A 24,180-nucleotide genomic window follows, 5' to 3' on the forward strand; every position below is an offset into this window, starting at 1 on the left:
TTGCGAGGCGAATGACATGGAGGCCGATCGAATTCTGAGGCAATATGCGGCCGGAGAAAGAAATTTTCGAGAAATTAACCTCGCCGGGGCCGACTTAAAAGGGGTAAACCTCAGCGAGGCTAACTTTACCAGATCGAATTTCCAAGACGCAAACCTCAAAGGCGCTAACCTGACGGGAGCGAACTTGCGCGAGGTGAAATTGGCAGGGGTGGACTTGACGGAAGCCAACCTCAGCGAAGCAAATCTCATCGGTACCGATTTGAGCCGTGCCAATCTCAGCGGGGCTAACCTGATGGGAGCCAACCTGCGCGGCTCAATGGCCAGAGAAGTCAACATGACTAAGGCTAATTTGACGGAAGCTAATTTGACCGAAGCCAACTTTACCGAAGCGAATTTGTTTGCGGCCAACTTAACCGAGGCTAGCATGATTCGCATTAATTTGATGAAGGCAAATTTGAGTTGGTCAACTCTCAAAGCGGTAAACCTGACAAATGCCATCCTCAGCGAGTCGCTTTTAGAAAGAGCTAACCTAAATCAGGCAATTCTCAGCGGGGCGATGGTGAGCGGGGCAAACTTGGCTGGTGCAGACTTGCGCCAAGTAACGATGGTTGGAGCTAATCTCACCGACGCTAATCTGAGCAATGCTAATTTGAGAGTTGCTAATGTTAGTTGGTCAACGTTGGCAAGAGCTAATTTGAGCGGTGCTAATTTGTACCGTGCCAAGCTGTGCTGGTCTAATTTTAGCGGGGCTGTTTTGGTGGAAGCGGTTTTGATTGATGCTAATCTCAATCGAACTAACTTCCGCGATGCAGATTTGAGGCGGGCAATTATGCCGGACGGCACAACTAATGATTCTTAAAATTTGATTGTTGACTGTTGACTGTGGACTGTTGACTACTAACTAATGACTACTGACTACTGACTACTAACTAATGACTAATGACTAATGACTAATGACTATCACTGAATTATTGATGTTGGGTGCGGCGGGAATTTTTGCCGGAATTCTAGCTGGATTTTTGGGTATCGGCGGCGGTACGGTGCTCGTGCCTTTGTTGGTGGCTCTCAATTACGCTCCGGTGCAGGCGGTTGCTACTAGCGGTTTGTCGATCGTCATTACAGCTATTTCTGGCAGCATCCAGAATTGGCGCATGGGCTACCTCAGCTTGAGCCAAGTCGCAGGCATTGGATTTCCTGCCGTCATCACCGCACAAATCGGTGCTTATTTGGCGGGGATATTTCCGCCTTACTTGCTGTTACTTACTTTTGGGTTGTTGCTGTGGTTGAATATTTATTTGATTGAAGTTCGCAAGCACCTGACAGCTAAGAAGAAAGCGGAACTAGAACAAGGGGAACTGGGAGGACAAGCGGGACAAGGAGAAAATGCTCAATTACCAATTACTAATCACGAATTACCCAATAATTCCAATATTTTATTCCATCCAACTTTTGCTAAAATTGCTACCGGCAGTGCGGCGGGTTTATTAGCGGGTTTGTTCGGCGTAGGCGGCGGCGTAATTATGGTTCCCCTGCAAATTTTGCTGTTAGGAGAAAGCATTAAAACCGCAATTCAAACCAGCTTGGGCGTCATCGTCATCACGGCAATTTCGGCGACGGCGGGACACGCGGCGCGCGGGAATGTTTTGTGGGTTGTGGGGTTAATTCTTGGCGGCGGCGGTTTGTTGGGCGCGCAGGTGAGTACGCGGTTTTTGCCGAGATTGCCCGATCGTATTGTTAGTTTAGCTTTTCGATCGCTCTTGGCAGTGTTATCGATTTATGTTTTCTGGCAAGCTTGGCAAAAATTTAGTAACGGGTAATGGGTAATTGGTCATTGGTCATTGGTCATTGGTCATTGGTTATTGGTCATTGGTTATTGAGGCAGAGCCTCCGGGTATGTATTCCCAGGCAGAGCCTGGGAACAAGGCTAAGGCTACAATGACAGTTGACACTTTACTAATGACTAATGACTGATGACTAATGACTGATGACTATTGACTGAGTTTCTTCACGGCGCGAGTCAGACGCTGCAAATAAGGCTTGACAATTTCTTGATTTTGTCTCTGCAACTCGGACACTTGCTGCTGCAACTGCTGAATCTCGGTTTGCAGCATCCCTGTGTCTATTGTGGGTCGATCGAGCAAATCCTGCAATTGCTGGAGAGAACCTTGGATTGTATCAAAGTCTACTTCGTTCGATCGCTCCTGTAACTGAGCCGTAATAGTTTTAACTTCAGTTAACTGTTCGCCCATCAATAAAAATCGGACGTTGACATTTTCCCAATCATGCTCTCTCAGGGCACTATTTTCCAAAATGCGGAGTTTTTGCTGCAAATCGGACAGGGTGGTGTAGAGTTCCTGAGAATCAGCCGGCAACGCCTGGGCTTGGCGTTCGAGGGAGGCTACGGCAGCTTGTACCTCGGCGATGACGCCGGATTCCAAGCCCAGGAGTTTTTGCTGCAAGTCGGAGACAGCGGTGTAGAGTTCCGCAGGTTCTCCAGGTAGTATCTGAACTTGCTGCGATCGACGTTCTACTGCGGCTTGTACGTCTGTAATCGCAGAATTTGCCTTTTGTTGCATTTGTTGCTCGAAACGCTGGCGATTGGCGAGATTTATCGAGAGTGCTGCGGTTAAGGGGGCGGCAGCGTAGACAATTTGGCCCGACAATCCTGCAGCAATCGTGCCAATAGCTGAACCAGCAACAGAGGCGTATTCTACCAATTCTAGCCAGTCCGGCTGGGTCGGGCCACTTCTGGAAGCTGGGAATGATGCTTTTTCAATCTTCTGCATAGCCTTTTAGTCGTAGTCGGATAGATGGCGATACCGACATGATAAAAGCGATCGGCAAATAAATCAGGTCTATTTGTCAAAATTTCCTGATTGTGGTATTTTAATTCACCGAAAGCATCCAGGATACCCGCCACGTGATTCATCCGTCCAGAAATAAAAAACCTGTATCCGATAAAGGATCTCCCGAATTTATCTCGCGCAAGTCAATGCTTCAATTCTAAAATCTAAAATCTAAAATCTAAAATCTAAAATCGATTGACCTTCTGCCTTCAAAACGGTCAATCTCAGGTAAAATTCAGGATTAAGTCGATCGCTCAAAACACTTAACCGATAACCGTTAACCGCCGTCTGTCAGGAGTATACAGAAAATGGGTCTTAAGATTATTGAAAGCTACGATAGCAGTTTTGTCCTCGAACCCGATGCTAAAACAGCACTGTTCGGTTTATTAACCGGTGAAAGCTTTCTCCAACAAATAGCACTACAATTGCAATGCTCGCGCATTGAGTTTGCCGAGTTACTGTTTCAGCCAGTCCCTTACAGCAGCGAGACGCCGAAGGGAATGCCTGCGGAATTTGAAAAGTATCATCAATCGAGCGATTTTGCGATCGTCAACGTCCCGCCTAATTTCATGTTCCAAGCCAAAATATTTAAACCCAGCCGCCTCTGTGCAATCTATCGAGTTTTTAAGAATTAGGTAAAAGCTGGTTCATCTGTGGTTTAATCTAAAATCTAAAATCTAAAATCTAAAATCGGATGACAGAAGACATTCAATCTCTCGCCAGCTTAGAATTCATTCCATACATAGACTCCGAGGGGAAATTGCCCGATTTTGTCCAGGGAAAAATCGGCGTTTACGCAATTTTTGACAGCGATAAAGTCCTGCAATTTGTCGGCTATTCTCGCGACATTTACCTCAGCCTCAAACAGCATTTGGTACGCCAAACCCAATATTGCTACTGGCTGAAAGTCCAAACTATTGACAAGCCCAGCCGCACGATTCTAGAAAGCATTAGAGAAAGTTGGATTGCCGAAAACGGTTCCCAACCCCAAGGTAACGGTGCCGATGCTGCCAAGTGGAACGAGCCCATCGACACAAAAACTGTAATGACTGCCCAAGAAACGGCAAATTATGAAGGTATCTTCGCCGATGAAATTGCCAAAGATAAATTGTTGAAAAATGTCGCGCGGCGCGTGGAAAATGAAATTTTCGCGCTGCTGAAAACTCGCGGCGTAACAGAAGAAATCCGGTTTAATCCCAAGCTGAAAACTAGCGGATTGCTGGATTTAAAGTCCTGACTGAGAACCACAGGGAAACGGCGTTTCCGCTTCCATAATTCTCGTAGGAAAACGGCAATTCCCTCGCCGGAAACGACATTGCCGTTTCCCTACAAATGCTGGGGTACAATCTATCTGATATATCATCTCCGTCTGTTAATGATGTTGTACCATTTTCAATATTTTTTTTCGGGCTTCTAGCCTGCCCCACAATAAAACTCACTCTTTGTGGAACAGGCATCTTGCCTGTTCAAAACTTGCTTTTGTGGAGGTATATATTTAAAATTTAACAGATATCGGAATCTGCAAAATTAACTCGGTTCCTCGGCCCGGAGCAGAAATACAACTGATTTGACCTCGATGTTTTTCCACTACAATATCGTGACTGATTGCCAACCCTAATCCAGTACCGCGGCCTACAGGCTTCGTAGTAAAAAATGGGTCAAATATCTGGTGGCGCACTTCCTCACTCATCCCACAACCGTTATCGGCAATGTTAATCACAACGGATTGAGTGTTTTGAGTGGCTAATATTGAATCTTGATTGTGCAGCGCAGCTTCTGACTCAAAACCTACTGAAGTGCTGATGGTAATTTTTCGGGGAGACGATTGATTTTCCAAGGCATCAATAGCATTACTTAGCAGGTTCATGAACACCTGATTTAACTCACTGGCATAACAGGTGACTCTTGGCAGTTGGCTGTAGTTTTTAATGACCTCTATCTCCCCAGCTTTGTTTGTCCCCTTCAGTCTGTGTTGCAAAATAACTAAAGTATTGTCAATGCCTTCATGAATATCCACTGGCTTGTACTTTTGTTCGCCAAGGCGGGTGAAGTTCCGCAAAGACATCACAATTTCGCTAATCCGAGAAGCACCCTCTGTCATGGAATTCAGCAGTTTTGGATAATCCTCTGCGATGAATTCGGGTTGAATCTCGTTCAATTTGCCGATAATTTCTGCAACGGGGTGGGGGTAGTAATGTCGGTACAATTCGACGAGGCGAAGCAAATCTCGCGCATACTCCGCCGCTAGAGAAATATTGCCGTAGATAAAGCTGACGGGATTGTTGATTTCGTGAGCAATTCCTGCCGCTAGCTGACCTAAAGAAGCCATTTTTTCCTTCTGTATTAACTGAGCTTGAGTTTTCTTTAGTTCAGTTACGGTTTGTTCGAGTTGCTGGGCGTAGGATTGTGTTTGCTGGAACAACTGGCGCTGCACGAGTTGATTTGAGACGCGGGCGAGAACTTCTTGTTCGTGAAACGGTTTTGTGATATAATCTATACCACCAACTTCAAAGGCTTTGACTTTATCTAATACTTCATTTAAAGCACTGATAAAAATAACTGGAATGTCCTTGGTTGTGGGAGAAGCTTTCAATGCTTGGCAGACTTGGTAGCCGTCCATACCGGGCATCATGATGTCGAGCAAAATCAAGTCAGGAGGAGTTAATTCGATCGACCGCAGCGCTAGTTTGCCGTCGGGTGCGGTGCGTGTTTTGTACCCTTGCTGCGAGAGTATTTGAGCTAAAAGTTGCAAATTAGCCGGAATATCATCAACAATTAAAATATTCCCTTTTAAGACGGGAGTTGATTCGTAATTCATATCTAGTGGTGTAAAATAACCTTTATAGGTTGTAGTGAGTACGATCGCCCGATGGGGTTTTATGAGGACGATCGTACTCACTACGAACCGGGTATAATATCAATTCTCTTTCGTTTCGGGATGGATGAGAGCTAGTATTTGATTGAACTGAAACTCGTTAGCCAATGTGGCTAGGGCGCTAGCTAAAGCGTCATTACGATCGCGAATTTGCTCAATTTGGATCAGAATTAACTCTAAATCGCACTCAATTGTGGCTTTCTCTAAAGCTGCCAGCCAATCTGCGGGTAAAGCTGCAAGAGTCTCTGGAGTCGGAGCCTCGATTTGAGTTGAATCGGGAACACTCTCCGGTTCACCGTAAATGTAACGCACTCCCAGATGTTTGTGCAGGGTGGCAAAAATTTCTGTATCTCGAAAGGGTTTGTGGATAAAGTCATCGCAATCATCTGATACAGTAACGGTTTGCGCTTCCTCGGCGTTACCGGCACTCACGGCAATAATTGCCGTAGCTTGACCTTTAACGGTGGCTTTAATGCGTTTGGTCGCTTCATGTCCATCCATCAGGGGCATCCACATATCCATAAAAATTAAGTGTGGCTCAAAACTCGACCACATTTCAATAGCTTCCATGCCATTGCTGGCTTCTTCGAGTTCAAAGTTAAAGCCAGCGAGGAGTTTGAGCAACAGTTGGCGGTTGTCCGATCGATCGTCCACAATCAAAATACGATAGCGTGGCTGGTTGCGTTCCAGGGCTATCACCCGACGCGGTTCCTGTACGGGTTGAGTCGCCGGGGTATCAACGGCGCTGACGGGGATATCAAACGCGAAGGTGGTGCCGCGTCCAACTTCACTGCGTACAGTAATCACGCCGCCCATCAGCTTGATAAACTGTTGGCTGATAGCCAGCCCCAAGCCTGTTCCTTGCTGAGATTTGGTTCCTGTTTTGGTTTGCACAAAGGCTTGAAAAAGCTTATCTAACTCATCAGCAGCTATGCCGGAGCCCGTGTCTTCTATTTCAAAATGTAATTTGTAATTACTGATGGGTAATTGCTGATTTTCACTGTCTATAAATGCACTTACTCTTAACCTAATTACTCCTTGTATGGTAAATTTAATGGCGTTAGAAAGCAGATTAATTAAAACTTGACGCAATTTCATTTGATCTGTTTGCACGTATTCGGGAATTTCGCTAGAGCAGTCAATGATTAACTGCAATTGTTGCTCCCTTGCCTGGAGTTTAAACATCTCTTCCAGATCGTTCAACAGGCTGCTTAATTGAAAGTCTGTTGGATTGATTGTAATCCGTCCCGCCTCTATTTTGGCTAAATCTAATATTTGATTGATCAGAGCTAGCAAGTGTTCTCCGCTGCGGTTGATAATGCGGATATTTTCCTGTTGTTCGCGAGTGAGGTTGGTAGAACGCTGCATCAATTGCGAGAATCCCAGAATTGCATTTAGCGGGGTGCGGAGTTCGTGGCTCATATTTGCCAGGAAAGTGCTTTTGGCAAGGTTGGCGGCTTCTGCGGCCCAGGCGGCTTGTTGAAGCTGTACTGCTTGCTTTTGAGTGGCTTCGAGCAATTGAGCTTGTTGTAAGGCGACGCCTAGTTGAGTGCTAATTTGCAGCCCAATATTGATTTCTGCTTCGCGCCAAGTGCGGGGTGCAGAATTTTGATAGCTGGCGAGCAAACCCCAAAGTTGACTGCCACAAAATATGGGGAAAATAACGTAGGCTCTAGCTTGAAATTGTTTTAAAAGTTCTAGGTAACAAGGACTCAACCCAGCGCTGTATATGTCTTCAATTATGCGGTAAGGAACGCCTCTAGCATACATACCACCTTGATTTCTTTGTAGATAGGTATCCAGCACTGGTTCACTGGAGGCTTGCATAGTTTTCACGGTACAGCGAGAGTGTTCGACGAGAGTGTTTGGCACATTACCATCGTCGGGTTTTTGCATCAGAGATATCCAGCCTGGAGCCATTGACTCGGCAACAAATTCGCCACTCCAATCAGGATTAAAGCGATAGATACCGACACGATCGCATTTTAGGGTTTGTCGCAGTTCAGAGGTTGTGGTTTTGAATATTGTGTCAATATCTAAGGATTGACGGATGCGATCGATGCTGCGGGCGATGGCTTGTTCTCCCTGGGCGCTTTCTCGCAAAGCTGACTCGGCTTGTTTGCGATCGCTAATATCCAAGACAGTGCCGAACAAACGGAGCAACTGCCCTTTTTCATCATAAACAGGTTTCCCTCGGACTTCAATGTAAGTGAGCGAGCCATCTCTTCGGAGCAGCCGCAGATCGATTTCAAAGCTTTGTCCCTTCATCGCTTGATCGCGCACCATTGTCAGATAGCGCGATCGATCTTCTGGATGAAAACGCTCGATTAATTGTTCGTTTGGCAGCGGTTTTTGAGTAGGATCGAGCTCATAAATGCGATAGAGTTCTTCACTCCAAGTAGTTGTTGCTGTGGCAATATCGTATTCCCAACTGCCAATACGGGCAATTTTTTGGGCTTCCAGCAGTCGGGATTCGGCTAACTGGCGATCGCTAATGTCGCGCGCTACCCAAACCGCAGAGCTATCGGAAAGTGGCGAAATTTTAGCAGCAAACCAAACTTCTTGGTTATTAATCGGCAGACTGTAATCAAAACTAATAGTTTGTTGGGTTGCCAATGCCTGTCGAACTTGAGCAAAATAAATCTCCTTCCTTGCCTCATTAAAAAATTGTTCGATGATGGAGTCGATCTGATTCGTATTATAGTTGTATTGAAAAATTCCCTTAGTGGGTATAATTTGGATGGTTTCTTCTTGAAGCTCAAAAATTAATACAATATCTGTAATCGACTCAAAGATTTTCACAACTTGCTCAGTAGAAGTGGAAAGTTTTTGTTCTAGCAATTTGCGCTCAGCAATTTCATATTGTAATAGTTCGTTAGCACGACCTAAAGCAGCGGTACGTTCGGCAACTTCGGCGGCTAAAGTGTGATTGTAGTCAGTTAATATTTTTTCAGATTGTTTGCGCTGTGCGATGTTATAAAAAGCATTGATGGCATAAACAATATTTCCGCCTTCGTCAAAAATTGGTGTGGCGCGCACCTCAAAAGGAATAAATTTCCCATCTCGATGAAGTTCTACATCTTCCAGGAATACTGTTTCGCCACGCAGTGCTCGGAATGCGGGCAGTTCTTCAGTGGGATAAAGCTGGTTTTGGCGGTAGATTTGATAAACTTCTACTGCTTTTTCTAAAGTTGTATCGGGAATAGTTTCTACGCCGAGCCAATGCTTGGCAGTTTCGTTGAAGTACACGACTTTACCCGAAGCATCGTGGATAGATACTCCTGCGGGTATGGCTTCGAGAAATTGCTTGAGTTGGCTCTCTCTTTGCGCTAAAGCTTCATTTAAAAAATTTTGGTCTGCAAAAGCCTGTTGCAGTTGGGCTGCCATCAAAGTGAAGGAATTGGCGAGTTCTCCGACTTCATCGAAGCGTCTAATTTCTAAAGGTTGATCCCATTTTCCTGTGGCAAGATTTTTGGCTGCGGTATTCAAGCGCCTAATTGGTTTTGTCACCCAACGGGAAGTCAAAAATCCGATCGCGATCGCCAGTGGCAGTGTACCGATCAATAACCACAATGTATGGCGCGTATTTGCTTGAATGCGAGCCATGAAATCAGACTCTGGCACCACCACCACAATCAACCAATCCAAGCCGCGGAAATCTCGATAGGGAGTAACGCGGACAAACTGCCTATGGCCCTTACTCGCCAGGGTCAATTTCTCGGTTGTTTGCAGCGTGCGGAAGTTGCCAAATCGGTTGGCGAGTTGTCTAGCAATATCTCGCGTGCGGGCATCCTTGCTGTTGGTGGCTAGCAATGGCGTCGGTTGTTTTTTTGTTGTTGGCGTCACCAAGGGTGTTTCTAGTGTGGATGTGGCAATCAGATTTCCCGATCGATCCATAATAAAAGTTTGTCCTGACGCCGAGAATTGCAGCCTAGCCAAAAAGGTATTGATTGCCGAGGGCCCATTATTATCCGTAAGGCGATCGCGGGTACGTTCTCCTACTTGTTCGATTAACTGATGTGCTACATCCTCGATTGATTCCTGACCACTTTTGAAAGAAAGATAGCCCACTAGCCCAACTACACTTACCGTTTGCAAAACAAACGGAACAATCAGAACCGTTCGCAGCGGAAGCTTGCTAAAAAATTTGGCGGTTAGGCGGTTGAAGTGATAAATGGGCATGGGTGTAAACCAATTGCGCTGATAATCGTATTTTAACTGCTGTAGCGTACCTTTTCCCGCAATTGGCGCGCCCTACTGTGAAAATTTATGCCCTGTTCAATATAGGCAAATACTAGCAAATATTGGGCACTGGTGTCAAATTTTCCTTATGTCAGTTCTGTTTATAACTGTTTGGCATTTGAGTTGTTTTTACTTAGAATCGCGAGTCAAATAACTTATAATTTTAATTGTTATTGTGGAACTGTCGGGACGCCCATCCCACAAATTTGTGGAATTTATTTAATTCTTATTCCTGACAAAGAATGTGATAATTTTTCTAATTTATTTATTTATTTATTTATTTATTTATTTATTGTGTATCGGCAATCAGGTCGTTAATGAAACGCCAGCGGCGGCGGGTTTATCAGATTGTATTTTTTGGCAATTATTGTCGGTGAACCCGCCCCTACAGAGTTATGTTTTTTACTTCCGTTAACAATGGCAACGGTAGATTTGCACATACTAACTCTGCACAATTCCACTGCCGCAAATACTCATAAACTTCAGAAATAATCGCATTTGCTGCATCTAAATCTCCTGCTTGAGAAGCATGATAGTGCGCTCTGATTAGCGGCTTGATATCCTCGATATTTTGCCATTCCGATTTTGGTTTGAGTGGAATGCTGATATAATAATTGTAGGCTTGGCTGTGGGCGGTACGGAGATGTTCGGGATTTTGACTTAGCAGGTGTTCGCCCTTTTCTCGAACTAGGGGATGCAAGTGATAGGATTTGAGGTGGCGATCGTAATATAGCAATTGTCGGCGCTTGAGTGCTTGAATAATATTTTCTTTAAGTTCATACTTGCTAACTTCTGGCATTTGAGCGCTAATTCCGGCCAAAGATAGGGGATATTCTGAGGTTTGGTAGACAGAAATTCGGCTGAGACAAGTTTGCTCGCCGTCGCCCAGACGCGCTATCATTTCATCGATCGCACTTTCAATATCTCGAATCAGCAACCAGTCTCTATGGTGCAGAAAAATCCCGACATTTCCCTGAAACTCGGTATCATCTCGAATCAAGGCTGCGACGAGTTGTAAGGCTTTGGGATGTCCAGAATAGCGATCGCACATTTCGGCTAATTCTTCTGGATTTGCAGTCAGATTAAAAGATTGCAATAGGGCAACAGCGGCATCTTGATCCAATCCGTTTAGCTGGATTTCGCGGGTGAGTGTTGACGGCAATTCGGCTAAGCTTTCGCGACTGGTGAAAATAATTTTGCTTTGATGTTCTGTTTCTAATAGTTGTTTGAATAACCAAGCATATTCTGCACAATCTTCGGCGAAATAACCAGCGGCTTTGGCTTCTCCTGCTTTCAAAAGTGTGTCGGCGCGATCGAAAACGAGTAAGCAAGGTTTTTCTCTGAGGATTTTGAGCAGATTTTCTGTTTTTTTGCCACAGTCATTTTGAGCAGTTACGACTGCGGTAATGTCGCCGTTGGAGCAGGGTAAGCTCATCTAATTTGGTATAAATTGTACTTAACAATGAGTCAAATAAGTGAGATAACAACAAGGCCACCCAATAAAATATTTAGGAATACATTTATTGAAATAAAGCGGGGTGGATAAAATCTTTCAATCGAGGTTTCTCCTGAGTGTTGTGTAACACAAGAGCAATTAAACCAAGAACAATCCCAATCTCCGGTTTCACCAGCATCCCCGTGAATTATAGCCCTTACGACCAAAATAGCGATCGCCCTTAATTCCTCCCCATCCATCCCCGTTTATCTGCGGTTGCTAAAAAGGTCGATCGCCCTTATGACAAAAAGTGCGCTCGCCCTTAAAATCCGAATAAACAAACAACATCTAATTTGTTATAATTGAGTAAAACTCAACCAACCGATTTTTACTCAATTATATAATAGCTGAAAGATATGTTTGGGAGTATGAAAAACTTAATCAGCACAGATCCACAAGGACACCTCAGTTTAAACCTCGAACCCAAGTCAACAGAGTATCGCGTTCTCGTCAACGAAGCCGGACAAATTTTATTAGACCCAATAACCAACATACCCGATCGCCCTTCATCTGGTTCTGAGATATCGCTGTTAAAATAGAAGCATCATTCCCTCATAACTCATCTCACCATAAAAGTGTATGAAAATAGAAGACTATCCACTGGCTAAAGAATTGATATTCGATGCCGAAGGCAACATTAGTCAAGTTATTCTAGATTATACCGACTATCAGTATTTCCTAGAAGCGATCGAAGATAAAGGACTTCTCCAGGCTATGCGCGAAGTAAAAAATGAAAACCCGTTAAATTTACAGGAAGCACTTGCAGAACTGGAAACTGAATGAAAGTCGAATATCTACCCAGTTTTTTGAAAGATTTAAAAGCTCTTAAAAGTACGCCTGTGTTTGAGCAAATCAAGGATTTTGCTTTTGCGGAAATTCCCAATAGTAATGATTGGATTTATAAACAATTGTTAACTTAAAAAAAATGAAAGGTGATGATAATGCGTATCGGCTTCGGGTTGGAGACTATCGAATAGGTTTTTATTTTGATGGCGAAACTGTTACTTTTGCCAGGGTGCTTCACCGGAAAGATATTTATCGCTACTTTCCACCATAAAGCTGTTTTTACTATGGCAGAATGTTTTGGGCAACTTGTCCTTGTCCTTTGAAATAGTAAATTAATGTATTTGTATCCAAAATGTACATCTAAAAGCTCTCCCGCCAGATGTCTTCCCCCGACTCGGCACGAATCTGTTCCAGAGTAGGAAAGTCTTCTGCCCATGTTCCAGCTAGGGAATAAACCAATTCTCTCCAAGGAGTTAAAGAATCTACTGTGTCGGTGGATTGGTTCTCATTCAGGTACTTGGCACGAATAAACTGTGCGAAAGTGAGAATTTCGCTAGCTTGATTTTGGGGAAGAGTTTTTACGATCGCATAAATCTGTTCAATAACAGTCATAATCTGATTATAGATAAAGAGCAGTTCAGTTTTATTTTAGCAATTATAATCGGTTTACTTCCACAGGCGATCGCCCTTGACGACAAAAAGCGCGATCGCCTTAAATAAATTCAACGTGCTTGTACATAGATTCATCAGTTTGAAACTCCCATACTTTCACAAGGGCCAATACAATTTCCCCGATACTTCGTCGCCCTTGGTGACAATAAATAATTCCTGCGTGTTCCGCCCCTCTACGATGAATCCTCAAAAAATCAGCATCGTAAGTAAATATTACCCGACCTTGAACTAGAGCAAAAGCCACCTGTTCTTCATCCGATGCACCTAAAAGCCCCACTTCTGGTGTCGTTGTCACATCTATACTTCTACGTCTTAAACCATCAGCAATTGCACTCTCAACGCTTTCATCCAAATGAAACCGAACTTTCTCTGTCATTTTTTCTATCTCTATCGGGGCATCTTAGAGGGAATTTCAGCCTGCATTTCCTTCACTAAATCTTCATCTTCCTGCATTTGCTGCCTGATTTCCTGAAAATGATCGTGATAATAAGCCAAAGCTGAATACACATCAGATAGCGTAATTATTGGATGCCGGGAGACAATTTCATCAGGAGAAAGCCCCATCTGTTCGTGCCAAACAACGATATCCTGTACTCTAATTCGATGTCCCGCAATACGCGGTCTACCGCCACATATACCTGGACTAATTTCAATATGTTCAGATATTACTACTTCCATAAGTTATTTTCCCGATCGTATTGATTGGTACTGTCTTTAACCATTACTTTAACACAAGATATCAAGTCGCTGCAATCAAAACATCGATCGGGCCGATTCATCTAAATGAAAGCGGATGCGTTCACTCACCTCTAATTTCGCTCAGCTTTTCCTGCAAACGAGAGGGTAGACTCTTGCGCTTCAACTCTTCGATCAAAAAATCTGATTCAGCAGTGCGGCGGTCAATTTCTTCTCGATTATCGTAATAGTAAGTCATTGCCGCATGAACCGATGCCGGTGACAAATTATAGTCCCTAGCGATTTCTTCTATCGACTCTCCCATCTTAAGATACATCTGGGCGATGTGTGCTACAGAAATTCGATGGCCCGCAATGCGTGGTTTACCACCAAGCACTCCCGGTGTAATTTCAATATACTTTGTGATGACTGATTGCTTAGACATAAAGCGCGAACGGCTCTTATTTGCTAATTTTTAGAGCTATTTAATCTTAGCACAAACAGACTTAGGGCGAGATCCCTTTCTCCATCCGCGTTCATCTGCGGCTCAAAAAAGTTGACTCACTGCGCCAAAACTTCCCTAACTCTTTCCCGAAACAAACGCACAGCCGCCCTTTGTCCAATACTTTTACTTTGCTCTATCAAACCCGGAATTTCGGCGATCGACAAAAATGGAAAAGCCAAACTATTCTCCCTCTCCTCATAACTTCCCTCAACCAAGTGATAGACTTGAAGACATTGATTTCGATATCTCCAGATTTCAGGAACCCCCAGAGCAGCATAAATTGAGAACTTATTCAACGAAGAACTCGTGTAGTCTGATTCGACTACCAAATCCGGTGGCGGATCGGCGGGTAAATTAATTTCCTCTTTATCTCTAACTAAAGATTCATTTTGAATGTAAAAACAAGTGTCCGGTTCAATAGCACGAGTTAAATCTTCCCGTTCCAGAGTCAACGCACCGAGGCTCATAGCTTCAATTTCTAACTCATCTGCTAAAGCTCCAATAAATAGTTCAAGCATGACTTTAGGTCTTTCATGTTTAGGTAATGGCATTCTAATTTCTAAAACTCCTTCAGCATAAGCAATTCTCCACGCTCTACCGTCGCCGACATCAGACATTATCGCTTTAAATGTTAGCCACTTAATGCCTGTCAAAGTAATTAGTTTTTCCTCGCTACTTTGTTGAGGAGAAGTCAATGTGGTTGTTACCATCTGAGGTACGATTAGTTAAGCTTTTATTGATTTTAACACGCCCTTCTATCATCTGCATCCACTGTGGCACAATGGATAGGTTCAAAAAAGAGCGATCGCCCTTAATCCAAAAAGTGCGATCGCCCCTTTCAATTCCTAACCAGAAATTACCTCACTCAAAAGATGAGCCTGAGAACCCTCCAGACGCGGCCCATGAATCTGCACCACTCTAGAAGCCAAATAATTGCCCCAACGGGCCGCTTGTACAGAACTCAAACCGTTAGTAATTCCAAACAAAACACCCCCCGCAAAAGCATCACCAGCACCCACAGTATCGATCGCCTTTACCGGAAATCCAGCCACATCAACAATCTGTTTGTTCTCCACCACCATGCAGCCTTTATCCCCATTCGTGATAAAAGCCAAATCAGAAATCTCGCTCATTTTCCGAGCGCACTCTTCCAGAGATTCCTCCTTAAAAAAGCTCCGAACTTCATCAGCATTGCAAAAAATTACATCGCAATATTCCGAAACCACCTTGTGAAAATCATCAGCAAATCGATCGACTAAAAAGCCATCCGAAAAAGTAAAAGCCACCTTCACGCCCAGACGCTTAGACTGTTCCATCGTCTCAATGCTAGCCTTTCTCGGATCGGGAGCATCCCAAAGATAGCCCTCAACATAACTGTACTTGCAGTGAGCCAGTCGATCGACATCAATATCAGTCGTCGCCAGAGTAGTAGAAACCCCCAAATTAGTACACATCGTGCGTTCCGCATCCGGCGTAGTCAGCACAACACAAGTACCCGTGGGCTCATGCGACTCAGCAGCAGGATGCACGTTAAAATCAATCCCCGCCGCCAGCAAATCTTGCCGATAAAATTCCCCGTTAGTATCCTTAGCAACCTTCCCCGAATAATAGGCTTTACCGCCGCTCTGAGCCAAACCAATCATCGTATTTGCCGCCGAACCCCCCGATCGCATTTGCAGCGAATTGTGCTCTAAATCGTGCAAAATCCCCCCCTGCGTTTCCGAATTCATCAGCGTCATCCCGCCGCGATTCAGCCCGTGGCCGAGTACAAATTCATCTTCCACCAATGCTAGGATGTCTACCAGGGCATTGCCTACGCCAAACACATCCACGGAACCAGATTCTTGATTATTTTCTGTCATCGCTGCTTTTTTTTACACTAACTATCAACTCTATAATAAATCGGATTAAAGTCAACATCCCCACTCCCAATCTAAAGTCCCCAACTTAAAATCTAAAATTCACAATCCAAAATCCCCAATCTAAAATCTAAAATCCAAAATCTAAAATCGCTATGACTTGTCTCCCACCTCTGATTCAGCAAATGTTGCAGCCCGGTTTTTACCCGCACGGGGTGACAGAACCAGTGCAGCTAATTCAGACTCACGCTTCCTTTGTCCTGCTGACAGGAGATTATACTTACAAAATCAAGAAACCTGTCAATTTTGGCTTTTTGGACTATTCAACATTGGAGAAACGGCAGCATTTCTGCAACGAAGAATTGCTGCTGAACCGACGCACTGCACCGGAAATTTATCTAGAAGTTTTGCCAATTGTTAAAATTGGGGATTCGTTTCAATTTGGCAGCAAATTACCTGCTATAACTCCGGCTGAAGTTGCTGTAGAATATGTGCTGAAAATGCGGGAGTTTCCTCAAGACTCGCTGTTTCTCAGTTTGTTAGATCACGGACTGTTGACCGAGCAAATTATGGCAGACTTAGGGCGGGAAGTTGCCAACTTTCACAGCACAGCAATTAGTAATAGCTACATTCGCACCTTTGGCGAAGTCAGTCAGATTCGAGCCGCAATAGACAACAATTACCTGATTTCGCAAAAATATATCGGCGGGCCGCAGACTCAGGCACAATTTCAGGAAACTAAAGATTATACAGATGCGTTTTTTGAAAAAAATCAAGAATTATTTAATCGCCGGATTGCCCATGATAAAATTCGCGAGTGTCACGGAGATTTGCACTTGCGGAATATAGCATTGTGGCAAGAGAAAATATTGCTATTCGACTGCATTGAATTTAACGAGCCTTTTCGCTTTGTTGATGTCATGTACGATGTCGCTTTTACAGTAATGGATTTGGAATCGCGGGGTCGCAGAGACTTGGGCAATGCTTTTCTCAATACTTACATCGAACAAACAGGGGATTGGGAAGGACTGCAACTGTTACCTCTGTATTTGAGCCGTCAAGCTTATGTTAGAGCAAAAGTAACTTCGTTAATGTTGGACGATTCTGCTATTTCAACTGCCCAAAAAGCAGAGATTTCACAGACAGCAGCTCATTACTATAAACTGGCTTGGCAATACACAAAACCGCGCCTGGGAAAGTTAACTTTGATGTCGGGTTTATCAGGTTCTGGCAAGAGTACAGCGGCTCGATATTTGGCTCGCCGCACTGGGGCAATTCACATTCGATCCGATGCGGTTCGCAAACATTTAGGCGGAATTTCTTTAAATGAACGCGGGGGGCCAGATTTGTACTCGGATGAAATGACGGCACAGACTTATGGTAGATTGTTAAAGTTGGGGATAATTTTGGCTGAGCGAGGTTGGGATGTGATTTTAGATGCAAAGTTCGATCGCCCAAACTGGAGAACCGATGCGATGAATCAGGCTCAATCCCACGGCTTACCCTTGCAAATCATTTACTGTACCGCACCACTTGAAGTATTGCGAGAACGACTGCAACAGCGCCGGGGCGATATTGCCGACGCGACTGCAGAATTATTGAACTCGCAGCAAGCAGCTTTTGAACCTTTTACAGAATTAGAGCAAATTTCTGTAAACATTATAGATACCCTACAAGACTTAGAGGTACAATTAAACTTGATTTGTGGGGAGTAGTTGCAGTTCGATCGCCCTTGGCAATCTTACTTGTCTGCTAATATTGTAAATATCTTTCTGTTTTATTACAAAAAAAAGTTGCAGCTTATGCCAAAATTTACCGGAGACTCCAAGGGCTTTAGCCCCGCGCTGATATGGTTTGTGTTGTTTACCGTTGGGTTTCGCTTAGTAGGATGTACGCTAGTCCTGAGTCTCGGCTTGGGTGTCATCGGTGGCGTGGCAGCAGGTTTAATTGTCGCTTGGTGGCACAACGAATTACTACTCAACCCGAATATAAATTCCAAGGACAAAACCTCGGATGCTATCCTCAATAAAGAAGTAGTGCAAACGGACGCCCATAAATATAGCAAAACCTCTAGGGGTGATGCTGCTACATTTTTTGGCTGGTTATCTGGGCCAGAGGATCGTCGCTAGCTTTAGTCATTAGTCATTAGTTAACAGTTAACAGTCACTAATGTCCAATGCCCAATGCCCAATTCCCAATGCCAATTTCCAATTGAATGTTTGTATTTCTATCGAAACTCTTGCCGCTGTTTATTTATCCTTTGGGGTTGAGTTGCCTGTTAATGATGGCGGCTTTAATCACACTTTGGAAGCGTCCGAAATGGGCGGCGGCGCCAATTGCTGGGGCTCTAATTATTTTACTTCTCGGAAGTAGCGGTTGGGTTTCAAAATCGTTAGTTCGATCGCTCGAATGGCAAAACTTACCAACCGCCGAACTCCCTCAAGCTGAAGCGATTATCGTCTTGGGCGGTGGTGTCAAAGCAGCTTTACCTCCCCGTCCTTGGGTAGAATTAGCGGAAGCGGGCGATCGAATAATCTACGGTTCCCGACTTTATCGGCAAGGCAAAGCTTCTCTGCTCATTCTTAGTGGCGGTAGAGTAGATTGGAAAGGTGGCGGGCCTCCCGAATCGGCAGACATGGCAGAAATTGCCCAAACAATGGGCGTACCGGCATCAGCAATTCTGCAAGACCCCGATTCACACAACACTTATCAAAATGCTGTCAACGTGCGGAAAATTTTAGATGCTAAAGCTATAAAAGGGCCGGTTTTGCTAGTGACATCGGCGATGCACATGACTCGATCGCTCTTAATTTTCCAGCGTCAGGGAATAAAAGCAATTGCCGCACCAACAGACTTTCAGATCACACAGCAGGATATCGCAGCATCCCAAAGCAATTGGCAAGCAGTCGCCTTGGATTTATTGCCGGACACCTATCAGTTAAACCAGTCAACTAAAGCTTTGAAAGAATACATTGGCTTAATCGTTTATCGTCTGCGGGGATGGCTTTAACAGAATTTTAGATTTTAAATTTGGGATTTTAGATTGAAGAATTTAAACTAATATCAAATCCGGTTGCATCCCAATTATAGGGGCGGGGCGGGTTTATATAATTTGTCTATACTTATCAAATATCTGGGCGAACCGGCCCCTACAAAACTTCATCAGATAAGATTCCAAATCAAACGGATACGATCTAAAATCTAAAATCTAAAATCTAAAATCTAAAACCTAAAATCTAAAACCTAAAATCTAAAATCTAAAACCTAAAATCTAAAATCTAAAATCTAAAATCGATTGAGTGTGTTAGCTTAAAGTCATTACAGCCAATATTAGCCACAGTCGCCCCCAAACAATCATGCTGCCCCACGAGTTGCAAAACATTGCCCCAGAACCGACTCCCGCGGCCGAAATTTTTCAGAGACACCAAATTGTCCGCGAGTTTTACGACGAAATTAAGTACCGTCAAGAACTAGAACTTCACTGCCAGTGGTATTACGCTACAGCCAAGCAGCATCAGCAGGAATTGCAGAAAATGCAGGGAGATTGGAATATTTTAGGTTGGTTCAGCCGCAGACGGTCGAAAAATTAAGGAGTGAAAACAAAAAATGGTTTGTAGTAAGGACTTTAGTCCCGTCGATCGACTAAAAGCCACAGAAAAAACTGAACTCCTCACTACAAACTCTACAACAGTTATATGACCAAGAATTTCAAAGGTGGTACCCGCCACGTGATTTATCTCGCGCAAGTCAATCCTTGCATCTCAAATCTAAAATCCTTGCGTCCCCCGAATTTATCTCGCGCAAGTCAATCCAAAATCTAAAATCTAAAATCTAAAATCGAATGACCCCCGCCCAAAAACGGATAATTGCTTTCCGACAGGAGTCGCGATTATCACAAAATTTTAGATATTAGTTTAAGCTTCCAGATTCATCTGTGGAGTAAATCTAAAATCTAAAATCTAAAATCTAAAATCGACTGACCGGATTTGATATTGTCTTTTGGCTCCGGCTTCAACTTTTGAGACAGCTAGACTTCCGAAGATATCAATTCGACCTCATCCTCTTTGAAGTGAGCTCGAAATTTTTTGTCAAATTGTACTAGAACCGGCCAATTAGCACTGACAGGTCTGCCGTGCCATTCGTGAACGATCGCCACGACTTCTCCTTCCATACCCTTAATATCAAATGGTTGACTGCGATTTTCAGGATGGTGGTAGACAACAACAGAGTTTTTAATGCAAACGCGATCGCCAACTTTCATAGACTTATATTTAGTGTTCTCTCTTCAAAACTCTGCAAAGCCTACGGGTGCTTAACACTTGTACGCTTTGCCGACAGCCTTCTTATCTTCCCACATAAGTAGAGCGAAAACTTAAACAAAATTGGCGGTTCTCTGTCGGTGCTTCGATCGCCCGCCGCGCTACCGGGAAGTCGCAAGACCGATCGATTCTCGGTTGAACCCGTAGGCCCGATCGGCATTTCAAGCTCGATCGGGCGGATTCTCAAGGGCGGGAATTGATTTGGTTGGCTAATCGAGAAACGATTAACTTAACTGCTTTAACCAACACTCAACATCAACAGCCAAGGTTTGACCCAACTCCAGCAACTGCCGGATCGAAGACAACTCCCAGCCGCCGCCTGAACCCGCAATCTCCAAGGCAACAGCAGCCACCGCATTTTCGCCCGCCGAAGCCTCTTGCCGCTGCAGCCAGCCCAAACACAGAGGCACAATTTGACTGTACAGAGAATCGAAATACAGTTCCTGGGATTTGTCCAGACACAAACCCAGACTCAGCCGATCGCCCACAGCGATCAAACGCTCGATCGTGCGGATCTCAGCTTCCAACTGGACAGGCGAGCGATCTTCCACACCCGATCCTGCTTGCAGCAGCCTGTCTAGCGATCGCCAAACCATCTTTTCCAAAATTTCCTTGACTTCGGGAACGTTCAACCGACAGCGGAGATGGCCGGCTTCAGTGGCGATCGCCTCAATTTCGGCCAGCAGCGGTTCCACATCCTCGGTTTCCAATTCCAGGGCCTTGGCCGCCGTCAAACAGCGGTGTCCCAAAGCCACCTCAGCAGCCACCTGCAACTCTACCGGCACCGGCAACTCGTCGCGGTGGAACGCCATCATCACCCCGTAATTTTCGCGGTAAACCTGAGTGTAAAGCTGATCCAACCGAGTCAAATTTTCCTGACTCAGCAACTGCACGATCCGGTGGCGTTCCTCAGCGAATAAATCCCGCAAGCTAAAGGACTGATCCCCAAACAGCCGCACCATTTCCAGAATGGCGTGGGCTGCCGAAGCTTCTTGCATAACTCCAAACAACCGCTCTTTGAGCATAGTGTAAGACCGGCGGCTGCCAAAAGGCTGAATACAGCAGTGGAAGTCCCAGCCGCCGAGGTGCAACGCAGCAAACACAAAAACCTCTGTTTCCCGCGTAATTTCCGAGGTTAACTGCAATTGACCCACAGCCAGAGTCATCGAGCCCATGCGCTGAATTTGGAAATCTTCCTGCTGGGCCTGATAGCAGTAAACTCGCTGTTCGCGGGGATATTTGGCAAACAGAGAACTGATCGCGTAGTGGGCGGCCACCTGTTTGAGACTAATTTGGGCTGTTACCACGAGTTTGCGGTAAACTTCGGCCCCTGTTTGGAAATACTCAACGTTGCTGGGTACGAGGGCTAGTTGAGCGACAAAATCCTTTTCTAGCTGGATACCCGTAACTTCCCCCGCCAATTCGAGCGCCCGGGCCGCGTAGCGCAGAATTTGCACGCCTTCTGGCCGCGAGATTTCTTCAAAAAACCAGCCGCAGCTAGTGAACATTAACAGGGTGTGGCGCTGCATTTCCAGCAGTCGCAGGGCGTCCACCTGTTCTCCGGCATCGAGGGGGCGCACTTGATGGCGTTGGAGGAAACTGTCAACATTACTGGGGGATCGATCCCGGATCACCTCAATATATTCATCTCTGGCTTTCCAGGGATCGCACAACAGCTTGCGCCCTGCTTCTTCGTAAATCGGAATCAGTCGATCGCGCAGCCAATTCAGAGTATCCCGCAGAGGGCGGCGCCATTTGAGGTGCCATCCGCCGCCACCACCGCAGCCGCAATCATCTTGCCAGCGATCGACCCCGTGAGAGCAACTCCAGGCCGTCACGGGTTTGAGTTCCACTTCCCAAGCGCTCGGATTTTGACTTAAATAATGAGCAAAATTCGTCACCGTCCAGCCTCGGCGGGGAAACTCTTCTGTGAAGGCGTAGGCGAGGCATTTTTCCGTACTGTGTTTGTGGTGGCCGAAAGTTTCACCGTCCGTCGCCACGCAGATTAATTGAGCCGGTCGGTGGTCTCCCCGCACTGCTTGACCCAAGCGCCCGACCAAGTGGTGGCTGCTGCTGAGAACGTCATTGAAGCCCATATCCCGCGAGATCGGGCCGTCGTAGAAAAAGATATCAATGTAGGGAGTGTTGGCAGGTGGGGCTTCGGAATTTTGGGAGTGCTGGCGGCCAAAATAGTGAGTGCTCAGCGGCGAGAGTTGGTGGTCAGCCATCAACCGCATTTCCGGCTTCAAATAGCAGCGGTACGGGCGAGTCGGATCGATTTGACCCCCGCCGACTTCGTGCCATTCGGAATTATGCCCATGTTCCCCTTCGTGGTTTTGCCCGATTAGCGGGCGGCAGCGTTCGGCTTGGGAGGGGGCTAAGACAATGAAGCGGATGCCTTCAGCGACTAAAACTTCGAGGGTGGCGTAGTCTACGGCGGTTTCGGCGAGCCACATTCCTTCGGGATCGCGATCGAACCGGGAGCGAAAATCTGCGATCCCCCAGCGAATTTGGGTGTATTTGTCTCGCTCGTTAGCGAGGGGCATGATGATGTGATTGTACACTTGGGCGATCGCGTTGCCGTGACCGTTGAGCCGCTGACAGCTTTTGCGATCGGCTTCCAGAATCCGCTGGTAGACTTCCGCGTCGTAGCGTTCGAGCCAGCTCATCAGGGTCGGCCCGATGTTGAAGCTCATATACTCGTAGTTATTGACGATCCCCGCCACTTCGCCGCGATCGTTGAGTATGCGGGCAAAGGCGTTCGGGCGGTAGCACTCGATGTCAATGCGTTCGTTCCAGTCGTGGGCTGGAGAGGCGCTGGCTTGGCGTTCGATCGCGTCCAGGTAAGGGTTTTCCCGGGGTGGCTGGTAAAAGTGACCGTGAACCGTCACGCACACCCCAGTTGCAGTCGCCGCACTGCTTTGGGTTGCAGCCGTTACGGTTGACGAAGACAAAGGTAGCACATCGGATTGAGTAGTAGAAATCGAAACCATGCGATCGAATCCTCAAGTAGTTAAAGACAATAAAACCAGCCTATTTAGAAACTGAAACCTTACGCAGCAAGAGTTTCAGCTAGGCATCTGTTCGGGCTAAATTTTGGCAGATAAGTTTTGATACATTTGTAGTATTGCTAGCAAAGCATTCGTTCCAAGATGCCAACCGTCGATCCCTGGTTTGTTTGCCAATGCTTTGCTGTTGAAAGAGTTAAAAAAGGTAGCTTTTGCTGCTTTTTGGCACTTGCGACCCATTTCGGGTTCGTGCTTGCAGGGCTGCTCATTGAGATTTTGATTTACATTGCTGGATCTTAAAGTCTTATTCATTAAATAGCAAGTTTTCGCCGGAAAAATTTAAAATTTGGCGATAAATCTTGGCGATTGTGGATATCGGTTTAATGCCCGATCGATTTATAGAATAAGAGTTTAGCCAGAGTTTCGCATCATACTTTAGGTGCTTGTTACCTAAGTTCTGGAGAAGTTAGGCCGGTTGGGTTAGGGCGGGGCAGATTTGCTGCAAATGTACTTTCCAGAAGAGATGTAGCACTGGTGCGGAGTCAAAAGACAACAAAAAAGCAAAACGGTAACTGTTATATTTTAACCCCTGAGAGGTATGTGGGGGCGGAGGCGGAGGCATTGGAGGATGAGGAGGGTTTGGACGAGAAGAGGCTGCATTTGACGGGGAAGTGGGAAAAAAACTAGGTTTCTGGCGATCGTCTTGTGCAAGAGGTGCTTGCACAAATTCCTTGGGGACGGAATCTCCGCATTCTGGAGGCTGTGAAATATCCTGTTGACCGCGAGTGGTACATTCGCTATACTATCGAGCAAGGATGGAGTCGAAATCTGTTAGTTACTCAGATAGAATAAATTAGGAGAAAGTCCAAAAGATGCAGTTATTTTTGATGTAAAATCA

26 protein-coding genes are annotated in these 24,180 nt (G+C 45.4%); 12 read left to right on the top strand and 14 right to left on the bottom strand.

Annotation, left to right across the window (positions count from 1 at the left end):
• Positions 1-16 precede the first annotated feature (16 nt).
• Both QUB20_RS16080 and QUB20_RS16085 read left to right on the top strand, forming a co-directional pair.
• Positions 17-859 carry a pentapeptide repeat-containing protein gene (locus QUB20_RS16080; protein ID WP_333244711.1) on the top strand — a complete coding sequence of 281 codons (843 nt, stop codon included), beginning with the start codon at positions 17-19 and terminating at the stop codon, positions 857-859.
• A 94-nt stretch (positions 860-953) separates the two neighbouring features.
• Complete coding sequence (locus QUB20_RS16085; RefSeq protein WP_333247327.1) at positions 954-1,817, top strand: sulfite exporter TauE/SafE family protein; 864 nt, start codon at positions 954-956, stop codon at positions 1,815-1,817.
• 171 nt (positions 1,818-1,988) lie between these two features.
• Here QUB20_RS16085 and QUB20_RS16090 read toward each other — a convergent pair whose 3' ends face one another.
• A complete protein-coding gene (locus tag QUB20_RS16090) occupies positions 1,989-2,786 on the bottom strand; it encodes a hypothetical protein (RefSeq protein ID WP_333247325.1) in 798 nt (265 codons plus the stop codon).
• A gap of 368 nt (positions 2,787-3,154) precedes the next feature.
• On the opposite strand from QUB20_RS16090, the gene QUB20_RS16095 reads away from it, so the two are divergent.
• Both QUB20_RS16095 and QUB20_RS16100 read left to right on the top strand, forming a co-directional pair.
• Positions 3,155-3,481, top strand: coding sequence for a hypothetical protein (locus tag QUB20_RS16095; RefSeq protein ID WP_333056631.1), 327 nt, complete (start codon positions 3,155-3,157; stop codon positions 3,479-3,481).
• Between the two features lie 59 nt (positions 3,482-3,540).
• Positions 3,541-4,083 (top strand): GIY-YIG nuclease family protein, encoded by a 543-nt coding sequence (locus QUB20_RS16100; RefSeq protein WP_333247323.1) that lies wholly within the window; start codon positions 3,541-3,543, stop codon positions 4,081-4,083.
• Here the strand turns inward: QUB20_RS16100 and QUB20_RS16105 are convergent.
• The 4 genes from QUB20_RS16105 to QUB20_RS16120 all read right to left on the bottom strand — a co-directional run bounded on the left by QUB20_RS16105 (position 4,055) and on the right by QUB20_RS16120 (position 11,398).
• Positions 4,055-4,303: a hypothetical protein gene (locus QUB20_RS16105; RefSeq protein WP_333247321.1), complete on the bottom strand. Its 249-nt coding sequence runs from the start codon at positions 4,301-4,303 to the stop codon at positions 4,055-4,057. The two genes, QUB20_RS16100 and QUB20_RS16105, sit on opposite strands and share 29 nt — an antisense overlap.
• Positions 4,304-4,341: 38 nt before the next feature.
• Entirely contained in the window at positions 4,342-5,664 is a 1,323-nt protein-coding gene (locus tag QUB20_RS16110) for a response regulator (RefSeq protein WP_333247340.1), read from the bottom strand.
• Between the two features lie 99 nt (positions 5,665-5,763).
• Positions 5,764-9,903, bottom strand: coding sequence for an ATP-binding protein (locus QUB20_RS16115; RefSeq protein WP_333247319.1), 4,140 nt, complete (start codon positions 9,901-9,903; stop codon positions 5,764-5,766).
• Between the two features lie 445 nt (positions 9,904-10,348).
• Positions 10,349-11,398 (bottom strand): hypothetical protein, encoded by a 1,050-nt coding sequence (locus tag QUB20_RS16120; RefSeq protein WP_333247317.1) that lies wholly within the window; start codon positions 11,396-11,398, stop codon positions 10,349-10,351.
• A gap of 428 nt (positions 11,399-11,826) precedes the next feature.
• Here QUB20_RS16120 and QUB20_RS16125 point away from each other — a divergent pair, with 428 nt between their 5' ends.
• The 3 genes from QUB20_RS16125 (at position 11,827) to QUB20_RS16135 (ending at position 12,515) form a co-directional block, all read left to right on the top strand.
• A complete protein-coding gene (locus QUB20_RS16125) occupies positions 11,827-11,997 on the top strand; it encodes a hypothetical protein (RefSeq protein ID WP_333247315.1) in 171 nt (56 codons plus the stop codon).
• Between the two features lie 40 nt (positions 11,998-12,037).
• Complete coding sequence (locus tag QUB20_RS16130; protein ID WP_333247313.1) at positions 12,038-12,241, top strand: hypothetical protein; 204 nt, start codon at positions 12,038-12,040, stop codon at positions 12,239-12,241.
• 142 nt (positions 12,242-12,383) lie between these two features.
• Entirely contained in the window at positions 12,384-12,515 is a 132-nt protein-coding gene (locus QUB20_RS16135; RefSeq protein ID WP_333247311.1) for a type II toxin-antitoxin system RelE family toxin, read from the top strand.
• 89 nt (positions 12,516-12,604) lie between these two features.
• On the opposite strand, the gene QUB20_RS16140 is transcribed toward QUB20_RS16135, so the two are convergent.
• From QUB20_RS16140 to QUB20_RS16165, 6 genes are all read right to left on the bottom strand, one after another.
• The gene (locus QUB20_RS16140; protein WP_333247309.1) at positions 12,605-12,856 is read right to left on the bottom strand and encodes a DUF2281 domain-containing protein; all 252 of its coding nucleotides are present in this window, start codon (positions 12,854-12,856) and stop codon (positions 12,605-12,607) included.
• 100 nt (positions 12,857-12,956) lie between these two features.
• A complete protein-coding gene (locus tag QUB20_RS16145) occupies positions 12,957-13,292 on the bottom strand; it encodes a DUF5615 family PIN-like protein (protein ID WP_333244655.1) in 336 nt (111 codons plus the stop codon).
• An 11-nt stretch (positions 13,293-13,303) separates the two neighbouring features.
• Positions 13,304-13,594: a DUF433 domain-containing protein gene (locus QUB20_RS16150; RefSeq protein ID WP_333244652.1), complete on the bottom strand. Its 291-nt coding sequence runs from the start codon at positions 13,592-13,594 to the stop codon at positions 13,304-13,306.
• Positions 13,595-13,715: 121 nt separating this feature from the next.
• Positions 13,716-14,036 (bottom strand): DUF433 domain-containing protein, encoded by a 321-nt coding sequence (locus tag QUB20_RS16155; RefSeq protein ID WP_333244649.1) that lies wholly within the window; start codon positions 14,034-14,036, stop codon positions 13,716-13,718.
• A gap of 116 nt (positions 14,037-14,152) precedes the next feature.
• Complete coding sequence (locus QUB20_RS16160) at positions 14,153-14,806, bottom strand: Uma2 family endonuclease (protein ID WP_333244646.1); 654 nt, start codon at positions 14,804-14,806, stop codon at positions 14,153-14,155.
• A 135-nt stretch (positions 14,807-14,941) separates the two neighbouring features.
• Entirely contained in the window at positions 14,942-15,958 is a 1,017-nt protein-coding gene (locus tag QUB20_RS16165; protein ID WP_333247307.1) for an adenosine kinase, read from the bottom strand.
• Positions 15,959-16,110: 152 nt separating this feature from the next.
• On the opposite strand from QUB20_RS16165, the gene QUB20_RS16170 reads away from it, so the two are divergent.
• From QUB20_RS16170 to QUB20_RS16185, 4 genes are all read left to right on the top strand, one after another.
• On the top strand, positions 16,111-17,670 hold the full coding sequence (locus QUB20_RS16170) for an AAA family ATPase (protein ID WP_333247305.1): 1,560 nt from the start codon (positions 16,111-16,113) through the stop codon (positions 17,668-17,670).
• Positions 17,671-17,757: 87 nt separating this feature from the next.
• Positions 17,758-18,084: a hypothetical protein gene (locus QUB20_RS16175; protein ID WP_333057513.1), complete on the top strand. Its 327-nt coding sequence runs from the start codon at positions 17,758-17,760 to the stop codon at positions 18,082-18,084.
• Between the two features lie 86 nt (positions 18,085-18,170).
• Positions 18,171-18,965 carry a YdcF family protein gene (locus QUB20_RS16180; protein ID WP_333247303.1) on the top strand — a complete coding sequence of 265 codons (795 nt, stop codon included), beginning with the start codon at positions 18,171-18,173 and terminating at the stop codon, positions 18,963-18,965.
• 346 nt (positions 18,966-19,311) lie between these two features.
• Positions 19,312-19,545, top strand: a complete 234-nt coding sequence (locus QUB20_RS16185) for a hypothetical protein (protein ID WP_333035767.1) — start codon at positions 19,312-19,314, stop codon at positions 19,543-19,545.
• A 437-nt stretch (positions 19,546-19,982) separates the two neighbouring features.
• Here QUB20_RS16185 and QUB20_RS16190 read toward each other — a convergent pair whose 3' ends face one another.
• The 3 genes from QUB20_RS16190 to QUB20_RS16200 form a co-directional block, all read right to left on the bottom strand.
• Positions 19,983-20,216 (bottom strand): ferredoxin-thioredoxin reductase variable chain, encoded by a 234-nt coding sequence (locus QUB20_RS16190; RefSeq protein ID WP_333057518.1) that lies wholly within the window; start codon positions 20,214-20,216, stop codon positions 19,983-19,985.
• 282 nt (positions 20,217-20,498) lie between these two features.
• Positions 20,499-23,267, bottom strand: coding sequence for a DUF3536 domain-containing protein (locus tag QUB20_RS16195; protein WP_333247301.1), 2,769 nt, complete (start codon positions 23,265-23,267; stop codon positions 20,499-20,501).
• A gap of 96 nt (positions 23,268-23,363) precedes the next feature.
• Positions 23,364-23,594 carry a hypothetical protein gene (locus QUB20_RS16200; protein WP_333057522.1) on the bottom strand — a complete coding sequence of 77 codons (231 nt, stop codon included), beginning with the start codon at positions 23,592-23,594 and terminating at the stop codon, positions 23,364-23,366.
• A 393-nt stretch (positions 23,595-23,987) separates the two neighbouring features.
• On the opposite strand from QUB20_RS16200, the gene QUB20_RS16205 reads away from it, so the two are divergent.
• Positions 23,988-24,134, top strand: a complete 147-nt coding sequence (locus QUB20_RS16205) for a DUF1016 N-terminal domain-containing protein (RefSeq protein ID WP_333247299.1) — start codon at positions 23,988-23,990, stop codon at positions 24,132-24,134.
• Positions 24,135-24,180 lie beyond the last annotated feature (46 nt).

Source organism: Microcoleus sp. B4-C2 (genome assembly GCF_036705265.1).
Lineage (GTDB): Bacteria > Cyanobacteriota > Cyanobacteriia > Cyanobacteriales > Microcoleaceae > Microcoleus.